The sequence below is a fragment of the Novipirellula sp. genome (genome assembly GCF_041583735.1).
GTDB lineage: Bacteria > Planctomycetota > Planctomycetia > Pirellulales > Pirellulaceae > Novipirellula.
Map to the genome: position 1 here is coordinate 1 of NZ_JBFHFD010000264.1, position 10,866 is coordinate 10,866.

9 protein-coding genes and 1 tRNA gene are annotated in these 10,866 nt (G+C 56.3%); 5 read left to right on the forward strand and 5 right to left on the reverse strand.

All coding sequences use genetic code 11. The annotated features are described in order from the left end of the window. From ABX962_RS18980 to ABX962_RS18990, 3 genes are all read left to right on the forward strand, one after another. Nucleotides 1–3,660 (forward strand): hypothetical protein (locus ABX962_RS18980; protein ID WP_372721604.1); only part of this gene is annotated, 3,660 nt, incomplete at its 5' end. Further along, entirely contained in the window at nt 3,657–3,911 is a 255-nt protein-coding gene (locus ABX962_RS18985) for a DUF202 domain-containing protein (protein ID WP_372721605.1), read from the forward strand. The genes ABX962_RS18980 and ABX962_RS18985, both read left to right, overlap by 4 nt. Before the next feature lie 319 nt (nt 3,912–4,230). Continuing rightward, nucleotides 4,231–5,010, forward strand: a complete 780-nt coding sequence (locus tag ABX962_RS18990) for a hypothetical protein (RefSeq protein ID WP_372721606.1) — start codon at nt 4,231–4,233, stop codon at nt 5,008–5,010. Nucleotides 5,011–5,112: 102 nt separating this feature from the next. Here the strand turns inward: ABX962_RS18990 and ABX962_RS18995 are convergent, their stop codons facing one another. Continuing rightward, nucleotides 5,113–6,189: a mannose-1-phosphate guanylyltransferase gene (locus ABX962_RS18995; protein WP_372721607.1), complete on the reverse strand. Its 1,077-nt coding sequence runs from the start codon at nt 6,187–6,189 to the stop codon at nt 5,113–5,115. Nucleotides 6,190–6,348: 159 nt separating this feature from the next. Next, nucleotides 6,349–7,509: a hypothetical protein gene (locus tag ABX962_RS19000; protein WP_372721608.1), complete on the reverse strand. Its 1,161-nt coding sequence runs from the start codon at nt 7,507–7,509 to the stop codon at nt 6,349–6,351. 342 nt (nt 7,510–7,851) lie between these two features. On the opposite strand from ABX962_RS19000, the gene ABX962_RS19005 reads away from it, so the two are divergent. Both ABX962_RS19005 and ABX962_RS19010 read left to right on the forward strand, forming a co-directional pair. Continuing rightward, nucleotides 7,852–8,799, forward strand: a complete 948-nt coding sequence (locus ABX962_RS19005; RefSeq protein WP_372721609.1) for an alpha/beta hydrolase — start codon at nt 7,852–7,854, stop codon at nt 8,797–8,799. After that, complete coding sequence (locus tag ABX962_RS19010; RefSeq protein WP_372721610.1) at nt 8,769–9,452, forward strand: hemolysin III family protein; 684 nt, start codon at nt 8,769–8,771, stop codon at nt 9,450–9,452. The genes ABX962_RS19005 and ABX962_RS19010 overlap by 31 nt, the downstream gene beginning before the upstream one ends. A gap of 18 nt (nt 9,453–9,470) precedes the next feature. Here the strand turns inward: ABX962_RS19010 and ABX962_RS19015 are convergent, their stop codons facing one another. The 3 genes from ABX962_RS19015 to ABX962_RS19025 form a co-directional block, all read right to left on the reverse strand. Further along, nucleotides 9,471–9,911, reverse strand: a complete 441-nt coding sequence (locus ABX962_RS19015) for a hypothetical protein (RefSeq protein WP_372721611.1) — start codon at nt 9,909–9,911, stop codon at nt 9,471–9,473. 39 nt (nt 9,912–9,950) lie between these two features. Then, nucleotides 9,951–10,415 carry a DUF1579 family protein gene (locus tag ABX962_RS19020; RefSeq protein ID WP_372721612.1) on the reverse strand — a complete coding sequence of 155 codons (465 nt, stop codon included), beginning with the start codon at nt 10,413–10,415 and terminating at the stop codon, nt 9,951–9,953. A 233-nt stretch (nt 10,416–10,648) separates the two neighbouring features. Continuing rightward, a tRNA-Glu gene (locus ABX962_RS19025) sits at nt 10,649–10,721 on the reverse strand. Between the last annotated feature and the right edge of the window lie 145 nt (nt 10,722–10,866).

The following is a 10,866-nucleotide window of genomic DNA, read 5'->3' on the forward strand; positions in this document are numbered from 1 at the left end:
GCGGCTCCGTCGACGCCTCGTCGCGACTTTGCCCCCAACGTGCCGATGGCCGAAGACGCGGCCTGGCGTGAACAACTGCGTCGCGAAGTTCAGCAGTGGCGAAAACGTCAAGAGGAATGCGAGCGTCGTGAATCCCATTGTTCGCAACGTGAACACGAACTCCGTGGCCGTGAAACCGAACTGTGGACTCGCGCCGAAGACCTCTACAAACGCGAAGCACGCTTGCTTTCCGAAGAGTCCAACTCGCGGACGATCCAGACCAAGTACGAGCAAAAGCAAGCCGAGGTCGCGCGGCTGCTCGAGGAAAACGAATCGAATCAGCGAATGTTGGCCAAGCGTGAGGTCGAATTCCAGAGTCTCGAGGAAAATTACCGTCGCCAAGTCGAGGAAGCCGCTCGGCAATTGACGCAGTCGCAACAGCAAGCGAAGGCGGCGACCGATGCGATTCACCGCATGCGTGAGCAGTTCAACAAGCTGAACGAACAGCTCGAAACGCTATCGGCAAACCAAGAGGTGCTGACTCGCGAAGAGGTTCAAAATCGCGAAGAGCATCGCCGCATTCAACGCGAACTCGAAGAATCTCGAGACGAAGCGATTCAAGAACGCGTTAAAAGTGAATCTCGCCGCGCCGATGCTGAAGCTCGCTTGGCGGAAATCACCAGCGAACTTGATGCGATTCGTAGCCAGCGAGAATCCGAACGACGCATCGTGGCTGAAAGTGAAGTTGTCGCTCAGCAGCTGCGGGATCAAATCGAAGAGTTACAGCAAACCGTGGTTCGCGCCAGTGCAGAATCTTCGGAACTTCGCAGCAACTATGGCGAAGCTCGCGAAACGATTCAGCAACTCGAGACGCTGCTCGCTGAAAATGGCGAACGCCACGAAGTAGATCGCAACAGCTGGTTGGCCGAAGCCGAACAGTTGCACCAATCGGTCGAAGCGTTGTCGGTCGAACTGGCCAACGCACATCGCGAATTGTCGGAACTGCGTGACGTCAACAATGAAGTGACGCATCGGATCGACGAAATGACAAAGCAACGCGATCAAGCACTTGCTGAAATCCAGGTGCGTCCCACCTCCGAAGCCTTCGATTTGGTGTCTGCCGAATTGGGAGCGACCACCGAACAGCTCAGCCGGATGCGGGCGCAATACGAAGAAGCGATTGCGGAACTGCAAGACGCGTTCGTCGACCGCCCTGCCCTGGATCACGATACGCCGCGGAGTGTGTCGTCGGCTTTGTCGCCCTACCCCGCGCTGGATTTGGTCCCCAGTGTCCCTGAACGCCCCCTCCGCCCTGAGGACCCCAGCGTCCCTGAGCACTCCAGCAGCCTGGTCGATGTTTCATCGTCGTCCGAGTGGAGTGACGCGGTGGGATCAGATGAGTCCGCGATCGATAGGGACTGTGTGATCGAGCGGGACTGTGTGATCGAGCGGGACGTGCCCCAAGATGGCGAGCTTGCTGAATCCACTGCTGCTGCTGAATTGACAGCCAACGAATCGACAGCCAACGAGTCCACGGTGGATAGTTGGGTCGACCATGATGCGGTCGGTTTCCAAGCAGGTGAAGAGCCGACGTTTGCCAGTCAAGATGACACCGATCCGGTATCGCTGTCGGCTTACGAACAGGACAACGAGGCTTGGCCGACCTATGAAACACCGTCGCTGGAAAGTCACGAGCAGCCCGCTGCACCCGGCGAGCAGGTTCAGTGGATGATCGAAGAGTCTGCGGATATCGTCGAATCGTCCTCACATAACAGCGACGATGTGGCGGAGGTTTCCAACGTCGACGACGATCCGTCGGCCGAAGAGGTGACCTCGAGTGCTTGGGGGACCCCGTCCGAACTGCTAAGCGAAGAGCCGATTGGCGAAGGGGCTATTCGTGACGCGAATCTCAATGAGGATGTCGCGGATGGCGAATCCGATGCGACGTCCTCGGTAAGCTGGGCGGATGTTTCGCAACCGATTGATGATTCGACCGCCGCCGACGAACCCGAGTTGCATCAGTCGTATGAGGATCATGACGTAGAAGAAACTGGCGTTTCGGTAAGTGTCTGGAACACGCCTTCGCAATTGATCGAAGAATCGGCGGCGCAAGACGACGCGCAGCTGAATGCATCGTACGACGATAGCGATGACGATGACGTCAACGTCTCGGTCAGCACTTGGAATACGCCTTCTCAGTTGTTTGACGAAGTCGCTGAGGCGGATGCCGAGTCCGTGATGGACGATGACGCGGTCACGATGGGAGACGAGGTTGCCGACGAGACCACGGGTTCCGAGAATATTTGGTCCTCGCAGTCCAGTGGGTACCAGCGTGACGAGTCGCAAGATTACAGTGATTCGCAAGATTACTGTGATTCGCAGGAGAACAGTGACGCCGCGGATGAAATGGAGTCCCCTGAGGACATCGACGCGGTTTCGCAGTCCCAATCGCAGGACAACGACGACGATGACGACGAACCCTATGCTTCGATGGGATCGCTGGCGAGTCAGTTGATCCAAGACATCGAAGCGGATAACGCATCGTACGGATCACAGCCTTGGGACAACGTTGATGCCGTGGTCGACACGGACGAAACCCACGACGAGCATGAATCATTAGATGCGGTCGAAGCGACTTCGATGTTCAGCGAAGCCGAATCGCTGGATCGCGATTTGCAATCCGACGCGGTTGATCCGCATGCCGAGCAAGTATTGGATTCCGAGGTGGTCGAGCACACTAGTGCTTGGTCGTATAGCGATTCCCAAGACGCGTTGCTCGACGAAGCCAGCGTGGATGAAGCGATTGTTGGCCAATCCGACGTCGACGAAGCCGAAGCAGACGCCTATTCCAGTGAGCGACTCGAAGAGCTTACGTCGATTGACGATGCGGAAGACAGCAACGCGGATGACAGTGACGCGGATGCGGATGACGATTTCCAAGACGAGCCCACTTTTGCAGAAGATGCCACGGTGATGTCCAGCGAAACGGTGGTCGCAGACGGTGAACCAGCCGGCGGCCAAGACGAGGACGAGGATTCGATCGAAGCCTATATGAACCGCTTGTTGAAGCGGGTTCAGGGCGAATCAACACAGCCCAGTGAAACGGGCACGGTCAGCAAGACCAGCAAAACATCGACATCGACATCGGACACCAGTTCGGCAGCCGTGGCGACCGCACTCGGAACCACCACGGTCGCTTCGACGACGGTTGATGCCGACGAGTCGACTTACATTGATCCTGATGAACCGATGGTTCCGCGTTCGCAGGCCCCTGAGAAAACAAGCAATCTGTCAGCGATGCGAGAATTGGCCAACCAGTCGGCTCGCAATGCGATTTCTCGTAGCACTCGAGTGCAAACGCGAGATACACAGATCAAAGCGATGTCAAAGTTCGCTCAAACCGGAGTGGCGATCCTATGTGCTGTGGCCATGATCATGTTCACGACTTGGTCGCTCCGCTACATCGCTGCCATCGCGATTGTGGTGATCGGATTTGTCTGTTTCAACGAGGGGATCGTGTTGCTCAACGAAGCAAGGAAGCGGATGCAAGCGATCGAAGAGGATGCGGCGCGTGAAGAAGAAAAGACGGAACCCAGCGAAGAAGAGCTGAAGGAGCAGGCCGAAATGGCTGCCAAGCTCGAAGCCAAGTTGGATCTTGCCGTCAAGTCAAAGAAGTCATGAGTGAGCACCATGAAGTCTCGAGTGAGGATTTGAATTTGATTCGCACTGACCTCGCCAACGAACGCACGTTACTGGCCTATGGGCGAACCGCCTTGATGGTCGCGGGCACCGGAGTATCGATCCTGCAGTTCTTTTCCGTCACGCTCATCTATCACATCATCGCATGGCCGCTGATTGTGATCGGATTTGTGATCGGCGTGGTCGGCGCCGTCCGTTTCACCAAGTTGAATCGCCGACTTCATTCCGAGTAAGTTCCCCGACTTTCTTGCTAGCGTGTCGGATCAACTTCCTCTCCCCAAATGCGTTGTTTTGCGGGCGGTCGGGTGAACAGGGTCGCAGCATCGTACGCCGATGGACGCAAGGCACTCTCCACCTGTTTTCGAAGCGATCGTACGAGCAAATTTCAGCGGGCGGAGTGCTCCGTGAGACCTAAATTTGCCTCCTCGCCGCGGAATCGGCTAAAATCGTCTCTCGGATTTGTCGCGGTTCGTTCAATCCATTAGGAATGTCGGCGGTCGTGTCAGAGAGTGCGGTCGGGATGACATTTGAATCTTCGTCGAGGGCAGTGTCATGGGGTTTCCTATTCACTTGATTGCGATCTCGGTACTATTGCTTGCGATTCCAACCGACGTTTTCGCGGATGGACCAAATCGGATTTCGATACGGGTTGTTGACGATCAGGGAGATCCGGTCGCGGACGCATCGGTGGTCGCTCGCTATCAGCAGATCATTCATCAGAACGGAAAAGAATTTCGGGTACCGATGGAACTGGCGGTGCCGCAAACGACGGATGCCGATGGCCGCTGCGAATTGTTGCTCTACGATGTTTCCTGGACGCTGGCAGCAATATCTGCACTTCGTGCCGAGTTGAAGACCGAAGAGATCATGGAAATGGTTGACGATGCTCCGGCGGATCCGCTGGCACGCGAGGAGTTCTTGCGGGCGTTATACGAGCGTGGTCGGCGTTTTAGTTCGGCCTACCACTTGCTCACTCTGGAAGCGAAGGGCGAGCCGCAGATCACTTTGCAAATGGCAAAGGCGATCAAAGTTACCGGTCGCGTTCAGGTCAACGGAAAACCGCTGGCGAAGGCGTTTGTAACGATCAGCTCGAAGCCGACTTCGATGGATCAACTCTTCTCGCGGTGGGCTCCAGAGCTGACCGACCAGGAGGGCAAATTTGAATACTATTCGGTTCCAGGGGATCTGGATCGTGCTCGGATTGTTGTCGAGCGTCCGAAAGGAAATCGATCCTTGATGTTAGAAGACGTTCGCTCCAAGACCACCTCGGACGGTCTGCATTTTGAGCTCGACACGAGGGCGAAAGATTATACGCAAGGCGATAAACTGTAGTTTGATCTTTCGCGTCTTATGTCTCGCGTCTTGCCTCCATTCGGCCGTGCTTCACGGCTTGGTGTTGTCGCAGCCCATTTCACGAGCAGTGGATCGTGCGGGCTACAGCAGGCCTTCGAGACCCTTTTCTTTCAGCTGTTTTGCGACTTCGCGAACTCGCTCTTCGGCGTGTTTTGGGGCGACCAGCGTTGCATCCGGGGTTTGTACAACGATCAAATCATCCACATCGATCGTGACCACGGTATGGCCATCATGAGTGTTGATGATGCAGCCTTGGCTGTCGATGCCAACGTGGGATCCGACAACCGTATTGCCAGCAGCATCGGGCTCGTGAAGTCGCGATAACGCTTGCCAGCTGCCGACGTCATCCCATGGAAATTCGGCTTCGATCACGACGACGTTCGTGTATTGTTCCATGACGGCGTAGTCGATCGACTTGCCTTGGATCGCTGCAAACTCTTTCTCGAGTGTTGCGGCATAGTCGGGTTTGCCAATGCGATCCGCGATCGCGGCGATGTGCGAATACATCTCAGGCTCGTTCTTTCGCAAAGCGTCGAGGATGGTCGATGCACGCCACAAGAAAATGCCGCTGTTCCAATAGAACGATCCCGCTTCGAGATAACGACGAGCCGTTTCGGCATCGGGCTTTTCACGAAACTGTTTGACTTGGAACACCGACGCGCCCTCTGCGGCGATCGGTTCGCCACGTTCTACATAGCCGAACGACTCGGCCGCGTACTTGGGCGGAATTCCATACGTCACGATTCGCGTTGGGTCTTCTTTGATCAAGGCCTCGCCGGCGGCGATGGCGGCTTGGAATGCCGTGTGCGAGGTGATCACGTGATCCGAGGGCATCACGGCCATGATTGCATCGTTGTCTTCGTGATGAATCAACGCGGCTGCGAGTCCAACACAAGGGGCAGTGTCGCGTTTGCACGGTTCGCCGACGATGTTTTTCGGCAACAGCGACGGCAACTGTTCTGCGATCGCATCCACCAATACTTTGTTCGTGACAATCATTTGCCGCGACGCAGGGACTAGGTCCCCCAGTCGGTCGATGGTCGATTGGATCATCGTGCGGTCCCCGTGCAGTGTTAGCAATTGCTTGGGGCGAAGCGTTCGACTGGCTGGCCAGAATCGTGTGCCGCTGCCGCCCGCCATGATCACTGCATGAAGCATGATTTGTCTCTCTGGTGAAGAATTCATCCGTGACGTGCTGGGAAAGCCGTCGATGCGTAGTGGAATGTTTGCTGCACAGCGTAGACAATCGCGGTGGCTTTTGAAACGCCACCGAGTTCGTCAAATTCGCTGATGCTGCGATTCGCAAAATTTGACAGGCTACGTTTTTGGTTGGATCGAAGCCTCTTCGTCGCCCAGCAGCGTGATTTCCCAATCGGCGATCGGACGCAGCATTGCCGCTTCCTCGGCCGAGGGCAGAAAGATTCGCACGTCACGCCGGTCCAATGCTCGCAGGTCGACCGACCGATCGGATCGCCATTCACGCTCGCGTGTCCAATCGAACGTCTTTCCTTTGGCTTGAAAGCGAAATTGATCCTCCGCGGCGAGCTGGTTTCGCTGTTTGGGATCACCATAGATGACCGGTTTCAATCCGAGTTGCTTGGCGGCATCCAAACGGATCGCAACTCCATACGGCTCGTCATCCCAGCGACCAAGGTGCGAACGATACTTGCGTTTGTGCAGTCGGTCTGCCAACGGGACTTCCGAGAAACAGACTACCGGATACTTTTTCGAACTGGTGATGGCATTGGCCACGATCACGCCGCTGCGGACGATGCGGGCAAGCGTTTGCAGGGGGCCGCTGTTGGGGATCCGTGATGCACTGTCTGTGATCCGATTCAGCAGCAGTTCGTCTTGGTATTGATGGTCGGTTTGCCCAGGCCAGGGGCCATCGCAACCGCGAGTGGTGTGCGTCAACCATTGGCCGTCCGAACGTGTCCAGGCGATGTCGTTGATCGTTCCGCGATCCCTACGAACAATCGAGACACGATCATGCGTTTCGGTGGTTGCCCGTTCGGGGCGACTCAGGTACCAACCGATCGCGCCGTCGGCAATCAACTCGGGTGCGGCCGATGGGATGTCGGCGATCACCGCGACGCGTGTCGATGTATCGCGTAGTGCCGCAATCCGAGCTTTCAGGTTCGTTTCAATCTTGCCGCCTGGGCGGACGTAAACCGCATCGACGCGATCAGCGATTCCAATCAACACCGCGTCCCTGGATAGCGGTTCGGTGGACTGGATCCGGCAGACGCCCGAATGATCGCACGCACTGACATCGTCTGGGTTCACCAGCAAGCGGATGATCGGGACGTGGAACAGCTCGGCGGCGCGATTCGCCAGCGGGTCGATCGCCGAGCCTGCTGCGACCACCAACGTCGACTCGCTGTGGCGAAGATCGAGCATCCGGCGGGACAAAAATTGACAGACCCAGCGGTGTAAATAAGGATCGCGACCCAGGCGGCTGGCCGTAATACCAACCAAGCAGGACGCCGTGGCTAGGGAATCGCAGGAGTGGATTTCCGATGCGTGCAGCGAGGTCGCTGCGCAGACTTCGAGCCGGTGGAGCCGTCGTTCCAGGTTGGCTGCGAAGTCGTTGGGCACGTGATGGGTACCCCGCGGAAACTTATTTTCCAGACAAAGGATGGATGTAATACAAACGTAATCTTAGTGTATCTTTTTCGCTGGCGGGTTGCCCGATCCGTGGTCGGGCGAAGACAATTGGACGCGTGTCTGCGTCTGCAATGCTATCGTTTCAGACGCACGGGCCTGCGGGCCTCGGCGCTCCCCTCCGCTCCCCTTCCTTGCTATACCTCCGAGAGAATCATGAAAAACACTGCCCACGCTCTCACTGCCCGCTCTCTAATGATCCTTGGTTTGATCGTATTCACAGGGTCACTGCAGGCGGAAACCCCTGCTGCCGTAGCCGCCGCAGCCACGGCGTCGCCCGATGCGATCGTGAACGTATGGCCGAGTGAGCCGCCTGCGTGGACGCCACCTAGCGAAGCAGAGAAAGATACCAGCGATGAGAACAGTCGTCAGGTTGCAGGAAAATACGTCACTCGGATCGGGAACGTTTCGACGCCACAGTTGTACGTCTACCATCCCAAGGCCGATGTGAAATCGGATACCGCGATCGTGGTTTGCCCCGGCGGCGGGTATTCCATTTTGGCCTGGGATCTCGAGGGGACCGAGATCGCGGAATGGCTTCAGGAAATTGGCGTTACCGCCGTCGTATTAAAGTACCGCGTTCCGACACGAAGTGAAGACGAGAATTGGAAGCCCGCAGTCCAGGACATCCAACGCGCGATCAGCATGGTTCGCAGCGGCGTGGTCGAGGGGGTTTCGGCAAAGCGTGTGGGCGTGCTCGGATTTTCCGCAGGTGGCAACGCATCGGCTCGCTCGGCAACGGCGAGCAAGCGATATTATGACGCGATCGATGACCACGATGCTGCGAACTACGTCCCTGATTTTGCCGTGCTGGTTTACCCCGCTTGGCTTGTCGAGAAGGACGATACATCGACATTGATCGATGACATCCAAGTCACCGAAAAGACACCGCCGATGTTTTTTGCCCACGCTCGTGATGATCGCATCAGTTGCTTGGGAAGTGTGACATTATTTACAGAACTTCAAAAACACGGAATCAATGCCGCGCTGCATGTGTTTGGTAGTGGAGGGCACGGATTTGGTTCGCGTCCCAACGACCAGCAAACCGATGCGTGGCCCGAACTACTCACTCTATGGATGCGAGACCTGAAGTGGATCAAGTGAAAACGTTGGAATCAAAGACGTTGGACATCGGCGACGCTCCGGTCAAGCTCGACGAGGAATGGGCCAATGCGCTGACGCACGGAATCGCCGCACTCGTATCGACGATTGCGGCCGCTTTTCTTGTGCGGGCTGCGTTGGACATCAGCCAAGGGGCGGCGATCGCCGCGGCCGCCTACATGGCGTCGGTGATCGGAACGTTTGTCTCGTCGACATTGTCGCATCTAATTTTTCGCCAACCGATGCTCGATAATCTGCGAGCCTGGGATCAAGCGATGATCTACACGATGATCTCGGGGACATACACACCCATCATCTATGCTCACGCGCCCGATGGCGTTCGGGATCCACTATTGATCGCGATTTGGGTCGCGGCGGCGGTTGGATTCTTTGGCAAAGTCTTGTTGCGGCACCGAGTCAATTCGATTGGCACCATCTCGTATCTGTTGCTTGGTTGGTTGCCAGCGATTCCGTTAGCGGGATACGTTCCCGCACCGCTGGTGTCGCTGATGATTACCGGAGGCGTATTGTATTCGATGGGCGTTGTGCTGTTGATCAACGATTCCCGGATCAAGTACCTGCATGCCGGGTGGCATCTGTTTGTGATGATGGCCGCGACGTCGCACTTCTTGGGGATTTGGTGGTACGCGCTGTAGGTGCTGCTTATCGCCGGGCTATGCAGCGGTTTCACAAAACTTTTTTAAGCTTTGCATTTCCAGTTCACTGGCCTTGCAGTGTGACCGCTTCATCATCCAGCCAAACAACAACATGATCCAGCGAAAGATGCCTTTCCCCGTCACGTTGGCTCTCTGAGTGACTCGGGTACGCCCTTTTGATTCGTTGAAAACGTACTCCGCGTCGATGTCGAACATCTCGCCTGTCATGTGGATCGCGTGAACGTACGGCGGTTCGTGACGCGTCACGACGCCCGCAAACTGCATTCGTTTGCCATGATCCTCGGTCACTGTACGGAACGTGGTTCCGACGCCGCCCGGTTTTTCCTCAATCACTTCGTCTTCGATCACAATGATGCTCCACTGAGCCACGTGCTGGTGAGTGAGCCGAAATACGTCGTCGATGTTGCGGTCAATCTGGATGCTGATCGTGTTTTGCATGGCTGTTTCTGGACCAACTTCGATTTGACGCGGTGATATTTAGTGCACGCGGTGGTAAATCGTCTCGACCGCTTTGGCTTCCATCCCCTCGGGGTGAACATTGTAGGCGGTGATCATGAGGTGGTCGTCATCATGCGATTCGAATTCGGTTTTCCAGCCCCATTTGGGATGATTGACGGCAACGTCATATTCGCCGAACACACAAAAACCGTGTTTGCATGCCGGGCCTTGCGAAAACATGATCGCATCATTCATGTGGAAATCATCGATCCACGAGCACTGAAAGGTCTGCAGGATCACATTAAAGGCGATTAGTTCCTCGCCGCTGCGGGGTTTGCCTTGGATCGAACTTTGGTAGGTATGGCGAAGAAAGCTACCTTCGAGCACTCGCGTGATCTCGCCGCGGATGGGAGATTCGTCGGCGATCTGGCCCGGCTGGAACCAAGTCCGACAGGTGCCTTCCCACTTTCCTTTCATCTTTGCAAACAAGATTGTGTGAGGCATGGCGAGTCTCCTTGGATCAAGATCAGAAAACGAGAACGCCCCCTCGCAGTGATAAAGCGGTGGAATCGATGTAGCCGCTAATGGGGGGGCGGTGTGCGCTCTGCTAAAAGCATAGCGTACATCGCCTCCAAGATCGATGAAAAGAAAGGCGGTGCGGGTAAGTCGCTGCCGTTTTGTGAGAATCGTCTCGCTGGAAACACGCAAACCTGGCTGAGGCTCGATCAAGCCCCAAGTACCCCCTAAGGGATTCGAACCCCTGTTTCCGGACTGAGAGTCCGGCGTCCTGGGCCGCTAGACGAAGGGGGCGGTCGACGCGGGACCCGCGGCAAACAAGTTGCCGCGGGTGCTGGATTTCCGCTGTCGTTGGTCCGCTGCTGCGGCCTGCGTAGACTTGGCCCGCTTTGTGGACCACTTTGTCAATCAAACCGGACTCACACGCTTCGTCGGCCGA

What these genes read in the sequence shown, in the direction of transcription:
- ABX962_RS18985 (WP_372721605.1), top strand. Translation starts at nt 3,657, where the DNA reads ATGAGTGAGCACCATGAAGTCTCGAGTGAGGATTTGAATTTGATTCGC.
- ABX962_RS18990 (WP_372721606.1), top strand. Translation starts at nt 4,231, where the DNA reads ATGGGGTTTCCTATTCACTTGATTGCGATCTCGGTACTATTGCTTGCG.
- ABX962_RS18995 (WP_372721607.1), bottom strand. Translation starts at nt 6,189, where the DNA reads ATGCTTCATGCAGTGATCATGGCGGGCGGCAGCGGCACACGATTCTGG.
- ABX962_RS19005 (WP_372721609.1), top strand. Translation starts at nt 7,852, where the DNA reads ATGAAAAACACTGCCCACGCTCTCACTGCCCGCTCTCTAATGATCCTT.
- ABX962_RS19010 (WP_372721610.1), top strand. Translation starts at nt 8,769, where the DNA reads ATGGATGCGAGACCTGAAGTGGATCAAGTGAAAACGTTGGAATCAAAG.
- ABX962_RS19015 (WP_372721611.1), bottom strand. Translation starts at nt 9,911, where the DNA reads ATGCAAAACACGATCAGCATCCAGATTGACCGCAACATCGACGACGTA.
- ABX962_RS19020 (WP_372721612.1), bottom strand. Translation starts at nt 10,415, where the DNA reads ATGCCTCACACAATCTTGTTTGCAAAGATGAAAGGAAAGTGGGAAGGC.